The 25,278-nt window shown below is 40.4% G+C and carries 19 protein-coding genes and 1 other annotated feature; of the genes, 17 read left to right on the forward strand and 2 right to left on the reverse strand.

Going from position 1 to position 25,278, the window contains the following annotated elements; translation table 11 throughout:
- The first annotated feature begins 346 nt into the window (after positions 1-346).
- The 4 genes from clpX to yihA all read left to right on the forward strand — a co-directional run bounded on the left by clpX (position 347) and on the right by yihA (position 6,653).
- Positions 347-1,606: an ATP-dependent protease ATP-binding subunit ClpX gene (clpX, locus tag AC59HZ_RS01085; protein ID WP_496544073.1), complete on the forward strand. Its 1,260-nt coding sequence runs from the start codon at positions 347-349 to the stop codon at positions 1,604-1,606.
- Between the two features lie 273 nt (positions 1,607-1,879).
- Positions 1,880-3,547: an ATP-dependent protease LonB gene (lonB, locus tag AC59HZ_RS01090; protein ID WP_496544074.1), complete on the forward strand. Its 1,668-nt coding sequence runs from the start codon at positions 1,880-1,882 to the stop codon at positions 3,545-3,547.
- Positions 3,548-3,747: 200 nt separating this feature from the next.
- On the forward strand, positions 3,748-6,075 hold the full coding sequence (gene lon / locus AC59HZ_RS01095) for an endopeptidase La (RefSeq protein ID WP_496544075.1): 2,328 nt from the start codon (positions 3,748-3,750) through the stop codon (positions 6,073-6,075).
- Positions 6,072-6,653: a ribosome biogenesis GTP-binding protein YihA/YsxC gene (gene yihA / locus AC59HZ_RS01100; protein ID WP_496544076.1), complete on the forward strand. Its 582-nt coding sequence runs from the start codon at positions 6,072-6,074 to the stop codon at positions 6,651-6,653. The genes lon and yihA overlap by 4 nt, the downstream gene beginning before the upstream one ends.
- A 30-nt stretch (positions 6,654-6,683) precedes the next feature.
- Here yihA and AC59HZ_RS01105 read toward each other — a convergent pair whose 3' ends face one another.
- Entirely contained in the window at positions 6,684-7,172 is a 489-nt protein-coding gene (locus tag AC59HZ_RS01105) for a LiaI-LiaF-like domain-containing protein (RefSeq protein WP_496544077.1), read from the reverse strand.
- A gap of 203 nt (positions 7,173-7,375) precedes the next feature.
- Here AC59HZ_RS01105 and hemA point away from each other — a divergent pair, with 203 nt between their 5' ends.
- The 9 genes from hemA to ysxE all read left to right on the forward strand — a co-directional run bounded on the left by hemA (position 7,376) and on the right by ysxE (position 17,336).
- Positions 7,376-8,719, forward strand: coding sequence for a glutamyl-tRNA reductase (hemA, locus tag AC59HZ_RS01110; RefSeq protein WP_496544078.1), 1,344 nt, complete (start codon positions 7,376-7,378; stop codon positions 8,717-8,719).
- Positions 8,720-8,735: 16 nt separating this feature from the next.
- Positions 8,736-9,569, forward strand: coding sequence for a cytochrome C assembly family protein (locus tag AC59HZ_RS01115; protein WP_496544079.1), 834 nt, complete (start codon positions 8,736-8,738; stop codon positions 9,567-9,569).
- 9 nt (positions 9,570-9,578) lie between these two features.
- Positions 9,579-10,517, forward strand: coding sequence for a hydroxymethylbilane synthase (gene hemC, locus AC59HZ_RS01120; protein ID WP_496544080.1), 939 nt, complete (start codon positions 9,579-9,581; stop codon positions 10,515-10,517).
- Positions 10,511-11,287 (forward strand): uroporphyrinogen-III synthase, encoded by a 777-nt coding sequence (locus AC59HZ_RS01125; protein WP_496544081.1) that lies wholly within the window; start codon positions 10,511-10,513, stop codon positions 11,285-11,287. Before hemC ends, AC59HZ_RS01125 begins: the two co-directional genes overlap by 7 nt.
- An 85-nt stretch (positions 11,288-11,372) precedes the next feature.
- Entirely contained in the window at positions 11,373-12,353 is a 981-nt protein-coding gene (gene hemB, locus AC59HZ_RS01130) for a porphobilinogen synthase (protein ID WP_496544082.1), read from the forward strand.
- A gap of 25 nt (positions 12,354-12,378) precedes the next feature.
- Positions 12,379-13,665, forward strand: coding sequence for a glutamate-1-semialdehyde 2,1-aminomutase (gene hemL, locus AC59HZ_RS01135; RefSeq protein WP_496544083.1), 1,287 nt, complete (start codon positions 12,379-12,381; stop codon positions 13,663-13,665).
- Positions 13,666-13,804: 139 nt separating this feature from the next.
- Positions 13,805-14,971: a serine hydrolase domain-containing protein gene (locus AC59HZ_RS01140; RefSeq protein WP_496544084.1), complete on the forward strand. Its 1,167-nt coding sequence runs from the start codon at positions 13,805-13,807 to the stop codon at positions 14,969-14,971.
- Between the two features lie 141 nt (positions 14,972-15,112).
- Complete coding sequence (spoVID, locus tag AC59HZ_RS01145) at positions 15,113-16,219, forward strand: stage VI sporulation protein D (protein ID WP_496544085.1); 1,107 nt, start codon at positions 15,113-15,115, stop codon at positions 16,217-16,219.
- Between the two features lie 88 nt (positions 16,220-16,307).
- Positions 16,308-17,336, forward strand: a complete 1,029-nt coding sequence (gene ysxE, locus AC59HZ_RS01150) for a spore coat protein YsxE (protein WP_496544086.1) — start codon at positions 16,308-16,310, stop codon at positions 17,334-17,336.
- Between the two features lie 27 nt (positions 17,337-17,363).
- Here ysxE and AC59HZ_RS01155 read toward each other — a convergent pair whose 3' ends face one another.
- Entirely contained in the window at positions 17,364-17,555 is a 192-nt protein-coding gene (locus AC59HZ_RS01155; protein ID WP_496544087.1) for a YszA family small membrane protein, read from the reverse strand.
- A 175-nt stretch (positions 17,556-17,730) separates the two neighbouring features.
- Between AC59HZ_RS01155 and AC59HZ_RS01160 the strand changes: the two genes are divergently transcribed.
- The 4 genes from AC59HZ_RS01160 to AC59HZ_RS01175 all read left to right on the forward strand — a co-directional run bounded on the left by AC59HZ_RS01160 (position 17,731) and on the right by AC59HZ_RS01175 (position 25,271).
- On the forward strand, positions 17,731-19,050 hold the full coding sequence (locus AC59HZ_RS01160) for an O-antigen ligase family protein (RefSeq protein WP_496544088.1): 1,320 nt from the start codon (positions 17,731-17,733) through the stop codon (positions 19,048-19,050).
- Between the two features lie 112 nt (positions 19,051-19,162).
- Positions 19,163-19,396 (forward strand) — a binding site (T-box leader).
- A gap of 50 nt (positions 19,397-19,446) precedes the next feature.
- Entirely contained in the window at positions 19,447-22,089 is a 2,643-nt protein-coding gene (locus AC59HZ_RS01165) for a valine--tRNA ligase (protein ID WP_496544089.1), read from the forward strand.
- 72 nt (positions 22,090-22,161) lie between these two features.
- Positions 22,162-23,484, forward strand: coding sequence for a bifunctional folylpolyglutamate synthase/dihydrofolate synthase (locus AC59HZ_RS01170; protein WP_496544090.1), 1,323 nt, complete (start codon positions 22,162-22,164; stop codon positions 23,482-23,484).
- A gap of 71 nt (positions 23,485-23,555) precedes the next feature.
- Positions 23,556-25,271 carry a sensor domain-containing diguanylate cyclase gene (locus AC59HZ_RS01175; protein WP_496544091.1) on the forward strand — a complete coding sequence of 572 codons (1,716 nt, stop codon included), beginning with the start codon at positions 23,556-23,558 and terminating at the stop codon, positions 25,269-25,271.
- Positions 25,272-25,278 lie beyond the last annotated feature (7 nt).

The following is a 25,278-nucleotide window of genomic DNA, read 5'->3' on the forward strand; positions in this document are numbered from 1 at the left end:
GATCGTGCCTTGTTTTATACATTTTTTCAATTACATATTATAATTATGTCAGGGAAACCTTTTTAACAATGGGCAGGAAATTCAACATTACATATCGAATTAATAATTTCCAAAGAGCTTTTAGATTTATTTTTAAAAATTATGGCAAAGATTAATGAGTACATATGTTTTAAACTGGTGTTTCTCCAAACAAACCAAAACATAAAGCATTTTAGTTCCAGTCCATTGGCCTAATATGTTACAATGCAGAATACATACCATTTTAGAAATAGTTTGAACTCGGCTTTTGTTTGGATGATCCACCAGCTTCAAAGAAGGTTATAACACGTTTCAAGGGGTGAAAGAGTTGTTTAAATTTAATGATGAAAAAGGACAATTAAAATGTTCATTCTGTGGAAAAACGCAGGATCAAGTCCGTAAACTAGTGGCAGGGCCGGGAGTTTATATATGTGACGAGTGCATCGAGCTTTGCACAGAAATCGTTGAGGAAGAGCTTGGAACTGAAGAAGAAGTAGAATTTAAAGATGTTCCAAAACCAAAGGAAATTTGTGAAATTCTTGATGAGTATGTAATTGGTCAGGATCAAGCGAAAAAATCGCTTTCCGTAGCCGTTTACAACCACTATAAGCGCATCAATTCCAACAGTAAAATTGATGACGTTGAGCTTTCCAAGAGTAATATTGCTATGATCGGGCCAACAGGAAGCGGGAAAACTCTATTGGCACAAACATTAGCTCGTATCTTGAATGTGCCATTTGCTATCGCTGATGCTACTTCTCTTACTGAGGCAGGCTATGTCGGTGAAGACGTTGAAAATATTTTATTAAAATTAATTCAAGCTGCCGATTATGATGTAGAAAAAGCTGAAAAAGGCATTATCTATATCGATGAAATTGATAAAATTGCCCGCAAATCCGAAAACCCATCGATTACACGCGATGTTTCCGGTGAAGGTGTGCAGCAGGCATTATTAAAGATTCTTGAAGGTACGGTGGCAAGTGTTCCTCCTCAAGGTGGAAGAAAGCACCCGCATCAAGAATTCATTCAAATTGATACCACCAATATTCTATTTATCTGCGGTGGTGCGTTTGACGGAATTGAACCGATTATTAAGCGCCGTTTAGGACAAAAAGTAATTGGTTTTGGTGCAGATCCAAAACAAGCAGAGATTACTTCAAAAGAGCTGCTTTCAAAGGTATTGCCTGAAGACTTGCTGCGATTTGGTTTAATCCCTGAATTTATTGGTCGTCTTCCAGTAATTGCAAGCCTTGAACAATTGGACGAGGCGGCATTAATTGAAATTTTAACAAAACCAAAGAATGCGCTTGTGAAACAATATCAAAAAATGCTTGAAATTGATGATGTTGAGCTAGAATTTGAAGAAGGCGCATTAACGGAAATCGCGAAAAAAGCGATTGAACGCAAAACGGGTGCTCGTGGATTACGTTCAATCATTGAAGGAATCATGCTCGATGTCATGTTTGACCTTCCTTCCCGCGATGATATTACAAAGTGTATTATTACGAAAGAAACAGTCATCAACAACAGCGTTCCGAAGCTTGTTTTAGAAGACGGGACAGTCGTTGCTGAAGAAAAATCAGCATAAAATAGAGGGACCTAGCGTTTGCTGGGTTCTTTTTTTATGTCTTTATTTACAGAAATTGTTAAAATAGACAAAACCATTGAAAAAATAGACAATGTACTCCAAAAAATAGACAAACCCACGAAAAAAATAGACAAAACCACCAAAAAAATAGACAAACCCATCCCAACACAGATTCCCAGCACATCAGTTTCTTGCATTTTGTGGTTTATTCCACCACTCGGCAGGAAATACTTATTAATATCTATAGAAGTACAAAGTGCTGGAGGGAAAAATATGAGTTGGACGGGGATTGCTTTATTTATACAGCTGTTTTTTGGAATCATCATCGGGCTATACTTTTGGAATTTGCTTAGGAATCAGCGAACTCAAAAGGTTTCCATCGATAGGGAGTCCCGAAAAGAAATGGAACAGCTTAGAAAAATGAGATCGATATCATTAACAGAACCATTATCTGAAAAGGTACGTCCCACAAGCTTTCAAGACATCGTTGGCCAAGGGGATGGTATAAAATCTTTAAAAGCAGCATTATGCGGACCGAATCCGCAGCATGTCATAATTTACGGACCACCGGGCGTCGGGAAAACAGCAGCAGCCCGTCTTGTATTAGAAGAAGCAAAAAAGAACGCGAAATCACCATTCAAAAAAGAATCCGTTTTTATTGAACTAGATGCTACAACAGCACGATTTGATGAGCGGGGGATTGCTGACCCGTTAATTGGATCCGTACACGACCCGATTTATCAAGGGGCTGGTGCAATGGGCCAGGCTGGGATTCCGCAACCTAAACAAGGGGCCGTAACAAATGCTCATGGCGGTGTCCTTTTTATCGATGAAATTGGCGAACTGCATCCGATTCAAATGAACAAATTGTTAAAGGTTTTAGAGGATCGTAAGGTTTACCTTGAAAGTGCCTATTATCATGAAGAAAATACACAGATTCCAACGCATATCCATGATATTTTTAAAAATGGCCTACCAGCCGATTTCCGCCTCATTGGGGCAACAACGAGAACACCTAGTGAAATTCCCCCGGCAATTCGTTCGCGCTGCATGGAGGTTTTCTTCCGTGACTTAAATCAGGAAGAAATTGTGACAGTAGCAAAAAAAGCAGCGGATAAGGTGAATATGGAAATAAACGATACGGGTGTGAATACACTTTCTACATACGCCCGTAATGGCCGTGAAACGGTCAATATGATTCAAATCGCAGCGGGACTTGCCATTACGGAAGACCGCAATTTTATCAAAGATGAAGATATCGAATGGGTGATCCATTCCAGTCAAATGACTCCGAGAATGGAAAGAAAAATCAATGATATTGCCCATGTTGGTCTTGTCAATGGACTAGCTGTATATGGACCAAATTCCGGTGCGCTTCTCGAAATAGAAGTGACGGTCATTCCGGCAAAAGAAAAAGGAACCATTAATATTACAGGAATCGTCGAAGAGGAAAGCATTGGCGGACAGGGTAAATCGATACGCCGCAAAAGTATGGCACGGGGCTCGATTGAAAATGTCATAACCGTTCTCCGCTCCATGGGTGTCCCGGCAAATGATTACGATATCCATGTGAATTTCCCAGGCGGTATTCCAATTGACGGACCATCAGCAGGAATCGCCATGGCGACAGGTATATATTCAGCAATTTATAAGATTCCGATCGACAACACCGTAGCGATGACGGGTGAAATCAGTATTCATGGAAATGTAAAACCAATTGGCGGCGTTTATCCGAAGGTAAAGGCGGCCAAGAAAGCCGGTGCGAAAACGGTTATTATCCCGGAAGAAAATATGCAAACGATTCTTAATGAAATCGAGGGCATTCAAATCGTTCCAGTCAATCATCTGCATGAGGTATTTGAAGTTGCCTTGAAAAATGATTATCGGAAAAATATCGCCATTCCCGCTTCTATTGAACTATCTAAAAAAGAGTCCATTTAACCAAACACTTCGGTTTGACCTAAAAAGCAAACCGGAGTTTTTTTGTGAGAATGTTGGGGAAAATAATTATATTGCTAAAGAGATGCCTACCCTATCTCTAAAAATAGACACGTAAAACCAAATAAGATAGAATTGTACAACAAAGACTATTCTGCTTTGGCAGTAGTAAAAAAGGATTATGCATGTGGAGGTGCTGTATTTTGGCGAAAAATAATGAATTGCTCGTCCCCCTCCTGCCGCTTCGGGGATTGCTTGTTTATCCAACCATGGTGCTTCATTTAGATGTCGGCCGTGATAGATCAGTGCAGGCCCTCGAAAAAGCAATGGTAGATGACCATTTAATTTTTTTAACCACTCAAAAGGATGTCTCGATCGATGAGCCTTCTGAAGAGGATTTATACAAGGTTGGAACCTTAACGAAAGTTAAACAAATGCTTAAATTGCCAAATGGAACAATCCGAGTATTGGTGGAAGGACTAAGCAGGGCGGAAATTGTTTCTTTTTATGATGAAGAAGATTACTATTCAGTCACCATCACCACCTTCGAGGACTCAGATACGAAAGATGTTGAAGACCAAGCCTTGATGCGGACGATGCTTGATTATTTCGAGCAATACATAAAATTATCCAAAAAAATCTCTGCTGAAACCTATGCGTCTGTCGCAGATATTGAGGAACCTGGGAGAATGGCGGATATCATCTCCTCCCATTTGCCAATCAAGCTGAAGGAAAAACAGGAAATTCTTGAAACGATTGACGTAAAAAAAAGAATGAACATGGTCATTGACACGATTCATAATGAAAAAGAAGTGCTTAATCTTGAAAAGAAAATTGGCCAGCGTGTCAAGCGGTCCATGGAAAGAACCCAAAAAGAATATTATTTACGTGAACAAATGAAGGCGATTCAGAAGGAATTAGGCGATAAAGAAGGCAAAACAGGTGAAATCGCCGAACTTACCAAAAAAATTGAGCAATCGGGAATGCCTGAACATGTCCATCAAGCAGCGCTTAAGGAATTAGACCGCTATGAAAAGGTACCTACAAGCTCAGCGGAAAGTGCGGTCATCCGCAATTATATTGAATGGCTAATTTCCGTTCCATGGTCGAAAAAGACAGAGGATGACATTGATATCCTTCGGGCTGAAAAAATCCTTAATCAAGACCATTATGGCCTTGAAAAAGTGAAGGAACGTGTGCTGGAATATTTAGCGGTTCAAAAGCTGACAAACTCCTTAAAAGGACCGATTCTATGTCTTGCAGGACCTCCTGGGGTCGGGAAGACAAGCTTAGCACGTTCCATCGCAACTTCGCTCAATCGCAACTTCGTCCGTGTATCACTTGGCGGCGTTCGTGATGAATCCGAAATTCGCGGTCATCGCAGAACGTATGTCGGCGCCATGCCAGGCCGAATTATTCAAGGAATGAAAAAAGCGGGCACGATAAACCCTGTCTTTTTATTAGATGAAATCGATAAAATGTCGAGCGATTTCCGCGGCGATCCATCTGCAGCGCTGTTGGAGGTCCTTGATCCAGAGCAAAACCATAATTTCAGCGACCATTATATAGAAGAAACGTACGATTTATCGAAGGTCATGTTTATCGCAACGGCGAACAACCTGTCCACCATCCCGGGGCCATTACTAGACCGAATGGAAATCATCACAATTGCCGGCTACACTGAAATTGAAAAGGTTCATATCACAAGAGATCATTTGCTGCCAAAGCAAATAAAAGAAAATGGCCTTTCAAAAAGCACCTTACAGGTTCGTGATGATGCGATTTTAAAAGTTGTCCGCTATTATACACGCGAAGCAGGGGTTAGAAGTCTTGAACGCCAGATGGCGACAATTTGCCGCAAAACGGCCAAAATCATCGTATCTGGTGAAAAGAAACGCGTCGTTATTACCGATAAAAATGTAGAAGAGTTTTTAGGAAAACCAAGATTCCGGTATGGCCAGGCGGAATCAGAAGACCAAGTGGGCGTGGCAACAGGATTAGCGTACACTACCGTGGGCGGAGATACCTTGCAGATAGAAGTTTCCTTAGCCCCCGGAAAAGGAAAACTGGTTCTCACGGGTAAACTTGGTGATGTCATGAAGGAATCAGCGCAGGCAGCCTTCAGTTATATTCGCTCTAAAGCGAAGGAACTGGGTATTGATGAGAATTTCCATGAAAAATATGATATTCATATTCACGTACCGGAAGGAGCCGTACCAAAGGACGGACCATCTGCCGGGATAACTATGGCAACCGCACTGGTATCTGCCTTAACGGGCAGACCGATCCGCCGCGAAGTCGGCATGACCGGTGAAATTACCTTACGCGGCAGAGTGCTGCCGATTGGCGGCTTAAAAGAAAAAACACTTAGTGCTCATCGAGCAGGCCTCACAAAGGTCATCCTTCCAAAGGATAATGAAAAAGATATCGATGACATTCCTGAAAGTGTTCGAAATGAATTAGAGTTTGTTCCAGTAACACATGTTGATGAAGTATTGAAGCATGCTCTATTGGAAGGCGGAGCAGAATGAAAGTAGTAAGTTCAGATATAGTTATTAGTGCAGTTAAACCTGAGCAGTATCCGGAAACGGATCTGCCTGAATTTGCACTTGCCGGCCGTTCAAATGTCGGCAAATCTTCTTTTATCAATAAGATGCTGAATCGGAAGGGCTTGGCGAGGATTTCTTCCAAGCCTGGAAAGACTCAGACATTAAACTTTTTCCTAATCAATGAAATTCTTCATTTTGTTGACGTTCCTGGATATGGATATGCAAAAGTGTCTAAGACCGAGCGGGCAGCCTGGGGGAAGATGATTGAAACTTATTTTACGACCCGGGAGCAATTAAGAGCGTGTGTGCTAATCGTTGATTTGCGCCATCCGCCAACTTCTGATGATGTCATGATGTATGATTTTTTAAAGCATTATGAAATTCCTTGCGTCGTCATTGCCACTAAAGCGGATAAAATCCCAAGAGGAAAGTGGCAGAAGCACCTAAAAGTGACACGTGAATCGTTAGATCTTGATCCCAACGACCATATCGTCCTGTTCTCCTCTGAAACCGGGGAAGGAAAGGATAAAGCGTGGGCAATTTTACAAAGCTATATGTAAACAAAAACCGCCAGGCGTAATGCCAGGCGGTTATTTTTTCTTTTTTAGTAAAAAATAAATACCAACAACTATTAAGAGAGCGGGCCAAAATTTCCAAACCAAGCTCATTCCGTTTTGTAATAATCCAAGATATCCCGCAATTTTATCATAGAAAAGCAGCATCACTGCTAAAATGAGAAAGAGGAATGCTTGAAATAATCCTGTGTTTGTTTTTTGAAAACGGAGAAAGTATCCGATTGATATAATCAAAATTAACATACCGATCGTGTTAGTTGGCCAAAACGAAACATGGCCGGCGAGATGAAAATGAAGGCCAAATCCAGTCATGATTACGCCTGGAAGAATGGCTTCCTGGTCATTAGCCCAAAACCCTTGACCGAGAAAAGCAATTCCAACAATAATGATTAACGTAGGCCAAGTGAAAAATTGTTGAAAAATAGTTATCCCTGCTTGTTGTAATAAAAAGTAGGCTCCAAAACCAATTAATATAATTCCAGGGAAAATACGCTGGTTTTTCATTGAAATACACCACTTCCAGTAAGGTTCACTTGAATATCATCGATTTTTTTGGTACTGTACATAGGGAAGTAATTTTGCCCATATAATTTTCTATGTTACCACATAGTTTCATTTAATGTTCACATTTTCCGAGCGAAAGTAAAAAATGCTCGTGATATAATCAATCTAGTTATTCATGTTATTAATGGGGGTGTTCTAAACAAATGCATATATTAGTTGTCGGTCTAAACTATAAAACTGCCCCTGTCGAAATCCGTGAGCGGTTAACTTTTAGTGAAACTGATCTTGTGGATGCCATTAAGAAATTAAACACAAAGAAAAGCATCCTAGAAAATATCATCTTGTCTACATGTAATCGTACGGAAATTTACGCGGTTGTCGATCAATTACATACAGGCCGCTATTATATTAAAGAATTTCTCGCTGAATGGTTTGGAATGGAACAAGCAGAATTTTCACCGTTCCTCTTCATATATGAAGAGGATGGTGCGGTCGATCACTTGTTTAATGTAACCTGTGGACTAAATTCAATGGTCTTAGGTGAAACGCAAATTCTAGGACAGGTTCGTACAAGCTTCATGCTGGCCCAAGCAGAGGAAACTACAGGTTCCGTGTTTAACCACTTGTTTAAACAGGCGATTACTCTTGCCAAACGGGCTCATTCAGAAACGGAGATTGGTGCCAATGCTGTTTCAGTCAGCTATGCAGCAGTCGAACTAGCAAAGAAAATTTTCGGGTCGCTTGCAAATAAGCATGTGTTGATTTTCGGCGCAGGCAAAATGGGTGAATTAGCCGCACAAAACCTGCATGGCAACGGCGTCAAAAAAGTGACGGTCATTAACCGGACTTTTGATAAAGCCAAAGTGTTGGCCGGCCGTTTCAGCGGTGAAGCAAAGACGATTTCTGAATTGGAAAAGTCCTTAGTAGATGCAGATATTCTAATCAGTTCAACAGGTGCGAAAGATTTTGTCATTACCAAAGCGATGATGGCAAAAGTTGAAAAAATGCGGAAGGGCAAGCCATTATTTATGGTGGACATTGCCGTACCACGCGACTTAGATCCGGCTATTGCGGAACTGGAAAACGTCTTTTTATATGACATCGATGATTTAGAGGGAATTGTCGAGGCTAACTTGCAAGAACGCAAAAAAGCGGCTGAAAAAATCATGCTTATGATTGAAAAGGAAATCGTCGACTTCAAGCAATGGCTAGGTATGCTTGGTGTGGTTCCTGTCATTTCAGCTCTTCGCGAAAAAGCCCTTGCGATCCAGGCTGAAACAATGGAGAGTTTGGAACGCAAACTTCCTAATTTATCTGATCGTGATATCAAGGTGTTAAATAAACATACCAAGAGTATTATTAACCAAATGTTAAAAGATCCAATTTTACAAGCAAAAGAATTGGCTGCAAAACCTAATGCCGAACAGGCCATGGACTTATTTATGAAAATATTTAATATTGAAGAGCTTGTTCACGAACAACATGCGAAAGCAGCCGAAACCAATAAAATATCGGTTACAGAAGCACAGGCTTCCTTTCAGTCATAAGGGGGCCCCCTGAATTATGTCTGATGTCTTTATGACAAGGCTTCATGAATTTACAGTTGTTCTGTATGCCTTCAGTGTGTTGTTATATTTTTTCGACTTCATTCACCATAACCGGAAGGCAAACCGTACTGCCTTCTGGTTACTTGCATTTGTATGGATTTTACAAACAGTGTTTCTATTTTTCTATATGAATAAAACAGGCAGATTCCCTGTTCTTACTATCTTTGAGGGACTCTATTTTTATTCTTGGGTATTAGTCACATTGTCACTTGGTATAAATCGATTACTTAGAGTGGATTTTATTGTTTTTTTTACAAATATATTAGGCTTTATCGTCATGGTGATTCATACCTTCGCCCCAATGCAATACCATTCACATGTCATGGCCAAACAACTAGTATCTGAACTTTTATTAATTCATATTACGATGGCCATTCTATCATATGGGGCTTTTTCATTATCTTTCGTTTTTTCAGTGCTATACCTGCTTCAATACGATCTATTAAAAAGAAAAAAGTGGGGAACACGTCTCGTCCGGATCGCAGATTTAGAGAAGCTCGAAAGATTATCTTACATATTAGCCGTAATCGGTGTTCCTATGCTGCTGTTAGCCCTCATCTTGGGTTTGCAATGGGCTTTTCTTAAGGTTCCCGGGATGCCTTGGTATGATATGAAAATTATAGGTTCGTTTCTCTTACTAACGGCTTATAGCGTTTTTTTATATCTTCGAATTGCAAAAAATCTATCAGGGAAAAAATTAGCCCTTTGGAATACAGCATCTTTTTTAATCGTATTAATTAACTTTTTCTTATTTGGTCGATTATCATCTTTTCATTTATGGTACTCATAGGAGGCAGTCATGCGAAAAATTATTGTAGGCTCTAGACGCAGCAAGTTAGCTTTAACACAAACAAATTGGGTGATTGAACAGCTAAAAAAAATAGACCCCCGCTTTGAATTCGAAGTAAAAGAAATCGTCACGAAAGGTGATAAAATATTAGATGTCACCCTTTCCAAGGTAGGCGGTAAAGGGTTATTTGTAAAGGAAATTGAGCAAGCCATGCTGAATAAAGACATTGATATGGCGGTTCATAGTATGAAAGACATGCCTGCTGTATTGCCGGAGGGTCTGACTATCGGCTGTGTGCCATTTCGTGAGGATCACCGCGATGCCCTTATTTCTAGAGACCATGTAAAGCTAATGGATTTGAAGCCTGGTGCCATTATTGGTACGAGCAGTCTGCGCCGCAGTGCCCAGCTGTTAGCTCAGCGTCCGGATTTAGAGATTAAGTGGATCCGCGGCAATGTCGATACAAGATTGGAAAAATTAAAGAGTGAAGAATACGATGCCATCATTTTAGCGGCAGCAGGCCTTTCCCGCCTCGGCTGGGCAAGTGACGTCGTGACTGAATTTATTGATGCTGAAATTTGTACCCCTGCCGTTGGACAGGGGGCATTATCGATCGAGTGCCGTGAAGATGATAAAGAGCTTCTTGAGCTGTTTGAAAAATTCACCTGCAAGAAAACGGAAAGAGCCGTTCGCGCAGAGCGTGCCTTCTTGCAAAAAATGGAGGGCGGCTGCCAGGTGCCGATTGCCGGGTTTGCCCGTATCGATGAAAACGATGAAATCGTCTTAAATGTATTAGTGGGATCTCCTGAAGGTCAAGAGATTTTTAAAGAAGAACTTCGCGGACAAAATCCGGAAGAGCTTGGTGTTCAAGCTGCGGATTTATTAACTCAAAAAGGAGCCAAGGACCTGATTGAACGAGTGAAACGTGAGCTCGAAGGTCAATGCTAAACTCCCTGCCTCTCCTTGATAAAAAAGTGCTTGTTCCAAGAGGAAAAGATCAAGCAAAATCTTTTTCGCAGCTTGTCGAACGCTTTGGAGGGATTCCCGTAGAAATCCCTCTAATAGCCTTTCGACCCATAGAATCAAATGAGCGCCTTCAAGACTGTTTGAGGGCTCTTGATACATATGATTGGATTATTTTTACGAGTAATGTTACGGTGGAAACCTTTTTTTCTTTTATAGAAGATGGTATGGAGGTTTTACCGAGGGTCGCGGTCATTGGCAAAAAGACCGAAGAGATTTTAAAGGAAAAAGGGGTTCAAGCTGAGTTTGTTCCTTCGGTTTATGTTGCCGAAGAATTTGTAGAGGAGTTTTTACCGATCCTTGAGCGTGGTTCTAAGGTGCTAATTCCAAAAGGCAATCTTGCCCGTGAATATATCGCAACTGCATTGACAGAGGCTGGCTCTCAGGTTGACGAGGTCGTCATATATGAAACATACCTGCCTGAAGAAAGTCGTTTAAAAGTACGTGGAATGTTGGCTGATGGAGAGATTGATATTTTAACTTTTACGAGTCCATCAACGGTTGATCATTTCATGGAAGTGGTAAAGGAATACGGTTTGTACGAGCAGATGTCAAGCTGCATCATCATCTGCATCGGGCCAGTCACCGAGAAAAAATTACAAGAATACGGCCTTACGGTGCATGCTTCACCAAAGGAGTATACTGTGAAAGACATGATCAATAGCACGATAGATTTTTTAAATAAGCATCGCTAAAATAGGATTCGCCAATAAAAGCTACAGATTCGCAAATAAGCCAGAAAAATTCACAAATAAAGTATTATTTTGGGAGGAAAATACTATGGATCTTCAATTTAAACGCCACCGCCGCCTGCGTTCAAGCGCAAGCATGCGTGCACTTGTTCGAGAAAACCACCTGAAAGCGGAAGATTTCATTTATCCGCTGTTTATTTATGAAGGGGAAAACATTCGCAACGAAGTATCATCTATGCCTGGTGTATTCCAAGTATCCATGGACAATCTGCAAGCCGAAATGGAGGATATTGTGGCCCACGGAATTAAGTCCGTATTGCTATTCGGTATCCCGAAAACAAAAGATGCCTGCGGTGAGCAAGCCTACCATGACCATGGCATTATCCAGGTTGCAACTCGTTTTATAAAAGAAAAATTCCCAGAAATCATCGTTGTCGCTGATACATGCTTGTGTGAATACACCAGCCATGGCCATTGCGGTGTCGTAGAAGGGGAGAAAGTCCTAAACGATGAATCCCTTGAATTGCTTGTAAAAACAGCTGTCGCCCAAGCTGAAGCTGGAGCTGATATCATTGCACCGTCAAACATGATGGACGGCTTTGTAGCGGCAATTCGTGCAGGTTTAGATGAAGCTGGTTTTCAAGAAATTCCAATCATGTCATATGCCGTCAAATATGCTTCCGCCTTCTATGGCCCATTCCGTGAAGCGGCAGAAGGCGCACCGCAGTTTGGCGACCGCAAAACCTATCAGATGGACCCGGCAAACCGCTTGGAAGCCTTTAGGGAAGCAGAATCCGATGTGGCTGAGGGAGCAGATTTCTTAATCATTAAACCTGGAATGCCTTACCTAGATATCGTTCGTGATGTGAAAAATACCTTTAATTTACCTGTTGTCGTATACAACGTAAGCGGAGAATATTCCATGATCAAAGCGGCTGCCTTAAATGGCTGGATTGACGAGAAAAAGACCGTTCTTGAAATGCTCATTGGCATGAAGCGTGCCGGTGCAGATCTTATCATCACCTATGCTGCAAAAGATGCGATTCGCTGGTTAAAGGAAGAAGAATAATCCATTTTTGAAAAGAGGGAAAAAGATGCGTTCGTATACAAAATCGATTGAAGCATTTAAAGAAGCCCAAAAACTTATGCCTGGCGGTGTCAACAGCCCGGTTCGCGCCTTTAAATCAGTGAATATGGATCCGATTTTCATGGAACGAGGCAAAGGCTCCAAAATCTATGATATTGATGGCAATGAATATATTGATTACGTTCTTTCTTGGGGGCCGCTAATCCTCGGCCATACAAACGACCGAGTGGTGGAAGGGCTTAAGAAAGTAGCTGAATTAGGTACAAGCTATGGTGCACCAACCTTAATGGAAAATGAATTGGCGAAGCTTGTCATCGAACGTGTACCATCTATTGAAGTGGTACGGATGGTTTCATCTGGTACGGAAGCAACGATGAGTGCGCTTCGTTTAGCCCGCGGCTACACAGGACGCAACAAGATTTTAAAATTTGAAGGCTGCTATCATGGGCATGGCGATTCCTTATTGATAAAAGCTGGTTCTGGTGTGGCAACACTTGGATTGCCAGACAGCCCAGGGGTGCCTGAAGGGGTAGCCTCCAACACGATTACCGTCGCTTACAATGACCTTGAAGGCGTACGATATGCGTTTGAACAATTCGGTGAGGATATCGCTTGTATCATTGCTGAGCCAGTTGCCGGTAATATGGGACTTGTTCCGCCGCTTCCTGGCTTCTTAGAAGGCCTTCGTGAGATTACCTCGGCGAACGGCTCATTGCTTATTTTTGATGAAGTAATGACTGGCTTCCGTGTGGGTTATAACTGTGCGCAAGGTTATTTTAACATTACACCGGATATTACCTGTTTAGGTAAAGTAATCGGCGGCGGCCTTCCTGTTGGAGCATATGGCGGCAGAGCGGAGATTATGGAGCGGATTGCCCCAGCCGGTCCGATTTACCAAGCTGGAACCTTGTCTGGTAACCCACTTGCAATGACAGCTGGCTTTGAAACATTAAGCCAATTAACACCGGAGCACTATGACGAATTTATTCGCAAGGGTGACCTTCTGGAAAAAGGCTTTAAGGCAGCAGCTGAAAAATATGATATTCCTATTTCATTCAACCGAGCTGGTTCGATGATTGGTTTCTTCTTTACAAATGAAGAAGTTATCAATTATGAAAAAGCAAAGTCCTCTAACTTGGAATTCTTTGCAGCGTATTATCGTGAAATGGCTGATCAGGGCATCTTCCTGCCGCCATCACAATTTGAAGGATTGTTCTTATCAACTGAGCACTCTGATGAAGATATCAAAAAGACGATTCAGGCAGCAGAAGTTGCTTTTTCAAAACTGAAATAAACATAAATGGGACACTCTTATCATATTTGATAAGAGTGTTTTATTTTAAAAAACTATTAATTTTGGACATGTTTTTGCAACATTCTTTTGATAAACTAAGTCAGTTGTAATAGATGATCAGAGGGCAGGGTGCGGAAATGTGAAGAGAAAAGGTCTGGCTTTACTGATGCTAATGTTCGTGGTTTTGATTAATACGACTGGTTGTGAAATGCAGTTTCTTCAAAACAGCAATGCGATGATAAAAAAGCCTGACCAAATACAGGTTAGTAAAACGAGTAATCTGGAAAACACGAACCTAAAGGAAAAAGAAAGTACTTATGAGGATAAAGAACAACTTCAAAAGAATATTAGAGAGCTTTTGTTTTCAAAAAATGTTAGCGGCAGCGTACTAGTAGCTAAAGATAATCAAGTTATTTTTAGTGAGGGGATCGGTTATGCCAATAAAGAGAAAAAATTATTAAATGATGCTTCCACTACTTATCCGATTGGTTCGATTTCCAAATTATTTTTAGCTACCAGCATTATGAAGCTCCAGGAGGAGAAGAAATTAAATATAGAAGACCCTGTCTTGAAATATATCCCAGACTTTCCAAATGGTTCTAAAATAAAACTCTATCATCTCATGACACACACTTCCGGAATCCAAGCACTTCACTGGCATAAGGGAGATGTTACACCCCTGAATCTGATTCAAGAAATTGAGAAAGGTCCTATAAAATTTCAACCCGGGACCAAATGGGATTATCTAGATGCTAATTATATTGTCCTTGGATATATTTTAGAAAAGGTGACTGGTACGTCTTTGCACGATTTTATCCAAAAAAACATCCTGGATCAAGTTCCAATGTTGCACACGGGTTTTATGACTCATGAACATCCTGCCCCATTTACTTCAATTGGGTATATAATGAAAAATGGAGAAGTCGAACCTGTGAAATTCATGAATGTCTATCATTTATTTGCCTGTGGAGATATATACTCGACACCATATGACATGTCTTTATTTGATCGTGCCTTATTAAACGGAAAACTTGTTTCAAAAAGCAGCGTAGAACAAATGCTTACCCCTGGATATAACAGGAAATATGGCCTGGGGCTTTACTATAATAAATCAGCTGCATACAGTTTAGGCGTGGTAGGCGGATGGTACACGATGCATGCCTATTTTAACGATCAAACTTCTGTAGTCGTCTTTTTAAATGAAAAGGACAAAATAACGCAGATTGACTCTGTAGTTTTTCAAATTTATCAAATGGTGAAGGATTATTCCGAACAACAGAAAAAAAATAAAATCGTCCATCATTAAATGTCTAAACACACTCGTCTGAAGAAGACTGGTGTGTTTTTCTTCTTTAAAGATGCTTTTTAATCATAAATAAAAGAGATGCCTCATAGAGTGTAAGTGACATAGTGATTTTGCGTAAAGGAAACGAAAGGAGGAGTCGCTTTGTCCCAGGAGAATCAATCGTGTCTGCGATTTTCCTTGGAGGAGTCGCTGTGGTTTAGAAAAGGACAGGAAGTCGAAGAGCTTATCTCCATTTCTCTAGACCCGGACATCACCATCCAGGAAAACGATCAGTACGTAACCATAAGAGGTTCGCTGGAACTCACCGGCGAATATAAAAGTTACGAAGAAAGCGAAGTAATTGAAGAAGAAGGGTTTACCTCTCAAAAATTTGTCGAGCGAGTGGCAGAACGCGAAGGGGAAGAAATCTGTGAATTTTCACACCGTTTCCCAGTTGATATCACCATTCCTAACAATCGGATTCAAAGTATTTATGATATTGATGTTCTTGTTGAATCATTTGACTACTCCCTCCCAGAGCGCAGCTGCCTAAAGCTCTCTGCTGAGCTGACCATCAGCGGCCTTTACGGAACTGAGCAGCAGGAGGAGGAAGCAGAAGCAGCAGAGCCTGAATTTGAAGTCCTTCACCGCTCCGAAACTGAAGTGGATGAAGTAGAATCCATCCAGGCTGCGTTACAAAGCAATTATCAAGACAGCTTCTTGTTTGAAACAGAGGCAAGAAAGCCGCTTGAAGAAGAAAGTGTTGACGTTTTACCGAAATATCCAAACTTCAATTATCAGCCGCAGCAAAACTTTTATCAAGAAGAGGAAGAAGAAAACTACCAGCCTGCCTGGAGCTTCCAAGAAGCAAGAGGTGATAAGAAAAAGGCGGTTGTAGAAGAAGAGAAAATTGTTGTTGAAAAAGAGCCGGTTCAAAAAGTGGAAGTTAAAGCAGTGGAAGTTTCAGAGCATGAAGAAAGCTCCTCTTCATCCTCTTCATCAGAAGACTTTATCCAAAAGATTAAGAAAAAGCTTCCGATTAAAAAGAAAAGCATGACGCTGACAGAATTTTTTGCCCGGAAAGACGAGGGGGCAGAACAAGCGAGATTAAAGATGTGCATCGTTCAAAAAGGGGATACAGTAGACAGCCTGGCAGAACGTTACGATGTCTCCGTAAACAATCTTCTTCGCGTCAACCAGCTGGAACTGAATCAAGATGTTTATGAAGGCCAGGTATTATATATCCCTGCAACACTAGCAAAAAAATAATTTTTTAAAAGAAGATGAGCGGGTTTTCTGACCTGCTCACCTTCATTTATCAGTGCTTCTGTTTTTCGAAGAAAGAGAGTTGAGTTCTATGAGTGACTCAAGCAGAATTGATGAATTTTCACCAATATTAAATAACTATCTTATTGAACCTTATTTTGTTGAAGATTTCGGACCTGTTCAAAAAGTCTATTCCAATAAAGGCACCTTTGCATTAAAAAAAATCGCCCCTGCAACAGGAACCGATTTCATTCGTCACGTTCATCTACTTTATCAAAAAGGCTTTAATCGTATCGTTCCAATCTATCCGACGATGGATGGCAGGTATGCTGTCCTCCACGAAAATAACCTTTATTATCTAATGCCATGGATGCCGAATGATCACCGAGAAGATCGGCAGCAAAAGAATCACCAGCTTTTCCGTGAACTGGCCAGACTTCACACCCTTTCTGCGAAAGAGATCACGATAAGCAAAGAAGAACGAACTGAACATTATGAAAAGACGATTCAACAATACGAAAAACATCAGGAATTCTTGGATGGCTTCGTGGATGAATGCGAAAAGAAAACCTATATGTCGCCATTCGAATTGCTTTATTGCCTGTACTACAATGAAATAAACCAGGCACTTAGATTTTCGAAAACAAAATTTGAAGAATGGTATGAGGGGACAAAAGAAAACGATAAGGCACGAATGGTGATTACCCATGGGAAATTATCATCCGAACATTTTCTATACGATGAACGGGGCTACGGCTTTTTTATCAACTTTGAAAATGCCCGCTATGGTTCACCGATTCATGATCTTCTGCCTTATTTATCCCGCGCCTTAAATACAAGCCCAAAGCGCAGTGATGATGTCATCGATTGGATTTATCATTATTATAAATATTTTCCGTTCAAAGCAGATGAAAAACAATTATTTTACAGCTATTTGGCTTATCCAACTCCAATTATCCAAATGGCAGAAAAATTTTATCGAAAGCAGCGGCCGAAGAACGAGTTGAAATTCGTCCGTAAGCTGCAGCAACGCTACTGGCATTTGAAAAACTCGGAGTATGTCGTGATGAGAATGTCGGAAATCGAAGCCCAGCAAAAAGCAAAAGAAGGAGCCCAGTAGCAGTGAAAAACCTGCCTCATGGGCTCCTTAAACTATGTCAAAAAAGATGGAAATCGCAATCGCGATAAACACCGCTAATAATAATACGTCAAAGACTGTAGGCAATAACAGCGTTCGAATAAATTGAAATATCACAAAAGGGACAATAAATTGTCCGCATACTCTCCGGCACGTTCTAAACCAGGGTTGGTATTTAATTTTGTTGAAATTCCCTTTCACCTGGAAACCTCCCCTTGCTTTTATGACATTTATTTTATGTATATTCCAAACCCACTACGTATTCCCCTAAAATAAATCATTTTAATGAAAAATTCAGATTGAATAGTTTATTAGGAAATGGAATAATGAGAAAGTAAATAAATTACCAGTTATTTTAAAGGGAGAAAAATAGTAAATGTATTGGTTTATCGTTTTGTTTCCGTTAATGGTTTATCCGTGGGGAATTGATCCATACTACACCACCACTAAGACCAATTACTTGTATCTTTTTGTGGTTGCTGCTTGGCTCTTTATTATTTTTAAACGAAAATATCGTACTTTATTACCTGCAAAAGAGGAATCAAAAGCAATCTATATATTATTAGTTTTCTTATCCTTAGTGGAGCTTTCAACTGCTTTTTCCAATTATACATATAGCTCGGTTTATGGCTCCATCGATCGCAAGGAAGGACTTATTACCTTCTTCTCCTATTGCAGTGTTTTTCTTTTTTCATATAAGTTACTAGATTTAAAGAAGGTAAATAAAGTCTTTCCTGGCATTGCCATTGTTTCAATGATTGTTTCCGTGTATGGAATACTGCAGCATTATTCTTTAGATTTCCTGCCGAGAAACAGCGCAATGCGCGGTTATGCTGGAACCTATACCTTTTTTGATAATCCTAACTTTTTTGGATCGTATCTTGTTTTAATTTTGCTAGTCTCGATGATGGCGTACTTACCGGAAAAAAATAAAAAGTTATTATCGTTATATTTTATTGCGTCAAGTTTAGGCTTTATTGCGCTTATTTTTTCGAGTACAAGAAGCGGCTATGTTGGGGTTTTTTGCGGAACTGTTTTTCTTTCCCTATTTGTTGTCCTAAAAAGAAAATTCCTTTGGAAGAGATGGGCTTCCTTAGTAATTACGATGGCACTTTTACTTTTGGTTATTAATATCACTGAAAAGGGCCAATACTTTAATCGGATCAACTCTGTTGTCACGGATACCTATAGTGTGGCATCCAATCAAAGTACCGGTCATGAGGGTTCATCGCGCTTTTTTATCTGGGAAAAATCGGTGCCGCTTATTCCAAAGTATTTTTGGGTTGGCTCTGGTCCTGATACATTTGAATTTGTATTCAAAGCATCTCCAGAAGAACGGCAAGAATTTTTTGGCGATCCAAACATAACAGTGGATAAAGCCCATAACGAATATTTGCAAATAGCCATTACATTAGGCATACCTGCACTCTTAACTTACTTGCTTTTCATATTTGTCATTTTTAGGAGGGCATTCCAAGCTGTTAGACAAGCACAGTGGAATGAGAAATTAATTCTTTACGGACTAATTGCGACAATCCTAGGGTATTTGGTACAAGCATTTTTTAATATTAGTACGGTTCCGGTTGCACCGATTTTTTGGTCCATCCTAGGCATTACTATGGCTAAATCGGAAAGCATTCTTAAAAATTCCAATGCAGCACAATCATTTGAAGAACTAACTGAAAAAAGTGCATAATAAATACAATCAATTTCGTTTTCCAGTTCATAAAGTATAAATAATAAAAAAATCGGCAATCATGATTGACGTGAAACCCTATTTTTCGGTAGTATAACAATATAATTTAAAAAGTTAAGCTAAGACAGGGAAGAGTACGATGTCAGCCTGCTTAAAGAGAGGGAAATCATTAGCTGGAAGATTTCCTAAGAGGTTCATCAGAAGGTCGCCCAAGAGCTTCTTCTGCGAAAAGGTCATTTGGCCCGAGTAGTTGAAGACGGATGAAATCCGTTATCCAGTTAAGTGCCAATCATGAATTTGATTGGAAAAAAGGTGGTACCGCGAAGCAACTCCATTCGTCCTTTTATGACGAATGGGGTTTTTTGTATTTTCACGGAATATAAAGGAGGCAAAACAATGGAAACAAAAGAATTATCAATGCCAACCAAATACGACCCGCAATCGATTGAAAAAGGTCGTTATGAATGGTGGTTACAAGGAAAGTTTTTTGAAGCATTAAATGATGAAGGCAAACAGCCATATACAATCGTTATCCCGCCGCCAAACGTTACAGGCAGACTTCACCTAGGTCATGCGTGGGATACTACGTTACAAGATATCATTACACGAATGAAAAGAATGCAGGGCTATGACGTTCTTTGGCTCCCTGGAATGGACCACGCCGGAATTGCGACCCAGGCAAAAGTAGAAGAAAAGCTCCGCAGCGAAGGCAAAAGCCGCTATGATTTAGGAAGAGAAAAATTTGTTGAAGAAACCTGGAAATGGAAAGAAGAGTATGCTTCCCATATCCGCCAGCAGTGGGCAAAACTTGGCCTAGGCCTTGATTACTCACGTGAGCGCTTCACCCTTGATGAAGGCTTATCTGCAGCAGTTCGTGAAGTATTTGTTACACTTTATAACAAAGGACTTATTTACCGCGGCGAATACATCATTAACTGGGATCCATCCACGAAAACGGCTTTATCTGATATTGAAGTTATCTACAAGGATGTTCAAGGTGCTTTCTACCACATGAAATATCCGTTGGCAGACGGTTCAGGACATATCGAAGTTGCGACAACCCGTCCTGAAACAATGCTTGGTGATACAGCGGTTGCCGTTCATCCAGAAGACGAGCGCTACAAGCATTTAATCGGAAAAACCGTAATCCTTCCAATCGTTGGTCGTGAAATTCCAATCGTCGGCGATGATTATGTGGATATGGAATTCGGTTCCGGGGCTGTAAAAATTACACCAGCACATGATCCTAATGACTTCGAACTTGGCAACCGTCACAATCTTGAACGTGTCCTGGTTATGAACGAAGACGGCTCGATGAACGAGAAGGCTGGTAAATATCAAGGTTTAGATCGTTTCGAATGCCGTAAGCAAATTGTTAAAGACCTTCAGGAACAAGGCGTATTATTCAAAATTGAAGATCACCTGCATTCCGTTGGCCACTCTGAGCGTAGCGGCGCAGTAGTCGAGCCATACCTTTCAACTCAGTGGTTTGTTAAAATGCAGCCGCTTGCCGATGAAGCGATTGCTCTTCAAAGCAAAGAAAACAAAGTAAATTTCGTTCCAGACCGTTTTGAAAAAACATACCTCCATTGGATGGAAAATATCCGTGATTGGTGTATTTCAAGACAGCTTTGGTGGGGACACCGTATCCCGGCATGGTATCACAAAGAAACTGGAGAAGTTTATGTAGGCCATGAAGCACCAGCTGACAGTGAAAACTGGGAGCAGGATAAAGACGTATTAGATACTTGGTTCAGTTCCGCACTTTGGCCGTTCTCGACAATGGGCTGGCCTGATACGGAAGCGGCTGATTTCAAGCGTTTCTTCCCAACAGACGTTTTAGTAACCGGTTATGATATCATTTTCTTCTGGGTATCTAGAATGATTTTCCAAAGCATCGAATTTACTGGCGAGCGTCCATTTAAAGATGTTCTTATCCACGGTCTCGTTCGTGACGAGCAAGGCCGGAAAATGAGTAAATCTTTAGGTAACGGTGTTGACCCAATGGATGTCATCGATAATTATGGTGCAGATTCCTTACGCTACTTCTTATCAACTGGTACTTCTCCAGGGCAGGATTTACGCTATAGCACTGAAAAGGTTGAAGCGACCTGGAACTTTGCCAATAAAATTTGGAACGCCTCCCGCTTTGCGTTAATGAATATGGACGGCATGACCTATGAGGAAATTGAATTCAGCGGTGAAAAATCAGTTGCCGATAAGTGGATTTTAACTCGTCTAAATGAAACGATTGACCATGTAACTAGACTATCTGATCGCTATGAATTCGGTGAAGTTGGCCGTGCTCTTTACAACTTTATCTGGGATGATTTCTGTGATTGGTATATCGAAATGGCGAAGCTTCCACTATATGGTGATGATGAAGCGGCGAAGAAAACGACTCGTTCCATTCTTGCTTATGTATTAGACAATACGATGCGTTTATTACATCCATTCATGCCGTTTATCACCGAGGAAATTTGGCAAAACCTTCCTCACGCTGGAGAATCGATTACTACAGCGAAATGGCCTGAGGTGAAGCCTGTGCTTTCTGATGAGGAAGCAGCCGGAGAAATGAAGCTGTTAATGGAAATGATCCGCTCTGTACGGAATATCCGTGCCGAAGTAAATACTCCATTAAGCAAGAAAATCAAAATGCTTGTTAAAGCGAAAGATGCAAAGATATTAAAATCCATCGAGAAGAATCGCAGCTACATCGAACGCTTCTGTAATCCGGAAGAATTAACAATGGGCACTGAGGTTCAATCTCCGGAAAAAGCGATGACAGCGGTTATTACAGGTTTAGAAATCATCCTGCCGCTTAAAGGCTTAATCAACATTGACGAAGAAATCGCTCGTCTACAAAAAGAATATGAAAGACTAAATAAAGAAGTAGAACGAGTTCAGAAGAAATTAAGCAATGAAGGCTTTATCAAAAAAGCTCCAGAAAGTGTAATTGCTGAAGAACGTGCCAAGGAAAATGATTATCTTGAAAAGAGAAGCATTGTTGAAGCGCGTATTAAAGAATTAAAAGGTTAAACAATAAAGAGACGAATCCAATTTGGATTCGTCTCGCCTTTATTCCAAGACTAAATAGATGGAGTGTCAAGAATGTTTACTACATACCAGGAAGCATTAGATTGGATTCATGCCAGGTTAAGGCTAGGGATTAAGCCCGGTTTAAAACGGATGGAATGGATGATGGAAAAGCTCGACCACCCTGAAAATAAAATCAAGGCCGTCCATATTGGCGGTACAAATGGAAAGGGTTCAACCGTTACCTTTCTACGTTCGATTCTGGAAGCAGCCGGTTATACGGTTGGTACGTTTACTTCTCCCTATATCGAACAATTTAACGAAAGAATTAGTATGAACGGGAAGCCGATAAGCGATCAAGAAATCCTGGATCTAACCAATATCATTCTCCCTTTATCAGATGAATTAGAGGAAACGGAACTGGGCGGACCAACGGAATTTGAAGTGATTACCGCCATGTCCTTCTATTATTTTGCTAACATGAATAAGGTGGATATTGTTCTTTTTGAAGTAGGTCTTGGTGGACGATTTGATTCGACCAATATTATTCAACCATTAGCTTCAATCATTACAAACATAGGGCTCGACCACACAAATATTCTCGGAAATTCTTATGAAGAAATTGCATTTGAAAAAGCGGGAATTATTAAAGCGAAGACACCAATCTTTACAGCGGTGAAACACCCCGGTGCATTAAAAGTCATCGAAGACCAAGCGGAGAAAAAGGAAGCACCCATTTATCGGTTAAATCAGGAATTTTCCTTAAGCGCTCATACATCGCTCACAAAAGGCGAAGTTTTTAATTTACAATCCCCAACAAGCAACATGGACCAACTCGAAATCAGCATGATTGGTCAGCATCAAACGGAAAATGCTTCACTGGCTGTTTGTGCGGCACAATTTTTGAATCAAGCTAGCTCGTTCAACATTGCTGAGCAAGCTATCAGAAGCGGATTAAAATCAGCCTATTGGCCAGGAAGATTTGAAATCCTTTCAGAAAATCCACACGTGATTATCGATGGTGCCCACAATGATGAAGGAATTACAGCATTAGTTCATGAAATATCTTCAAGATATGCAGATCGAGATATCCATATCATTTTTGCAGCCTTAAAGGATAAGAAGCTCGATAAAATGATTGCCAAGCTCGATACCATAGCGAATCAAATTTCCTTTGTCAGCTTTGATTTCCCGCGGGCCGCTGAAGGGAAGGATTTGCTGAACATCTCCCAATCACAAAACAAAGTGGCCGTTGACAATTGGAAATCTTATATTAAAGAAGAGATACAAAACCTTCAAGAAAATAGCATAATCGTCGTGACAGGGTCGCTTTATTTTATTTCGGAAGCAAAACCATTTATATGTAAAAATTTGAAAAATTTGACGATTTCGTTATGACAAGCCCCCTATTATTTGATAAAATGATTTTATCTTGAATTAATAATATTTGTTCGAAGAGGGGGATGAAGATGCATGTAAACCCACAAATGAAAAGAGCCATTTTTTGGGCGTGGCTCATAATAGTTCCTTTCGGAATGTGGTGTGCATTTGAAACTGATCCTCCTCATATTTCTGGTAAGTGGGTCGACTTGTTAGCTTTTTTATTTTTAACCTTGATTGTTGCAACAATGCCAATTGTCATCAACGACATGTTTATTTTTTTAATACAATGGGTAGCACTGGCCACGTTTTTAAAATATGGCTTATTTGTTGAAATGGTGTTTGCACAGGTTGCTGTCATTGTATTGCTTTTAAAGCTTAAAATTCTTCGAAACGGTCAATTTTTTCGACTACCGTTAAATTTGATTATGTTCTTTTTAGTGTCTTTTATTAGCGGGAGTGTCTATTACTTACTAGGCGGAGAGCCAGAACCAAAATTGGCTGATAATTCAACCGCAATCGGTCTAGCAGTCTTATATGCAATATTAAATTATTTGATAAACCAAGTAATCATATCCTTTAATCTTTATTTTATTTACAAACGCAAAGAGCCTTATTTTGGGAAGGATTTCTTTGTTGAGACCATTACAACATTGATTACCCTACCAATTGGTATTATTTTGTATATCCTCTACTATCAGGTGGGGCTTTTTGCGCTGTTATTTGTAGGTGTACCGTTTGTAAGTTTATCAATCATATTTAACCTTTATTATTCAAGTGAAAAAATTAATGTATATCTGCAAAAGGCAGCCGAAATAGGCCATCAAATGGCAGAACGCCTGCAGGTAATTGATGTTATTGACCTATTTATTCAAAAACTGGGGGAAATGATTCCAGTTGACTATGCCTACATTTTGGAAGCAAAAGAAGATGAACTAATAATAATTCGTCGGATGGAAGCTGGAAAAGTATTATCCAATGATTTGCCAGCCTTGAAAAAAAATGAAGGCATCAGCGGCAGAAGCTGGGCGAACCAAAAGTCCTATCTTTACTCGGCAAGATTTAAATGGCGGGGAATAACAACAGGGTATATACCCGGTGGTGCAGAAAGTATTTTGTCTGTCCCAATCTTTCGAAACAGAAAGGTAATTGGCGTATTGCTTTTGGCTTCAAAGCGGAGACGTGCCTATGAAAAATTTCAACTTATGATCATTGATATTCTTTGTTCCTACTTTGCAGTTGCGATGGAAAATGCAAAGCACTATGAATTGACGAAAATGCAAAGTGAACACTGCTCCTTAACGAAATTATACAATTATCGATATTTTGAGAACCTGCTGAATGAAGAATTTGAAAAATTGACCCGATTCGAACGGAGAACATTATCATTAATTATCCTAGATATAGATCATTTTAAACGAGTTAACGATACCTATGGTCATCAAAGCGGAAATGAAATCCTACGTGAACTTGCTAGCAGAATAAGTAACCTGGTAGGAGTAAGCGGGACTGTTGCCAGATATGGTGGAGAAGAATTTGTAATTTTATTGCCAGATGCCACTAAAGTAGAAGCCTATCAAATGGCCGAGCATATTAGGCAATTGATAGCGGACAGGCCTTTTATCCTTCGGCAGTCTTTAGATTTCAATCAACAGCAAGTAATGATAACTGCTTCTATTGGTGTTGCTACTGCTCCAGAGGATGCTGAGGATCCATTAGCGTTAATTAGGCATGCTGACAGAGCACTATATGTTGGAGCGAAGAGGGCTGGAAGGAATAGGGTAGCGGAGTATTCTTCATGTTAAAAAAAGG

The organism is Neobacillus sp. DZ-9, assembly GCF_059587065.1.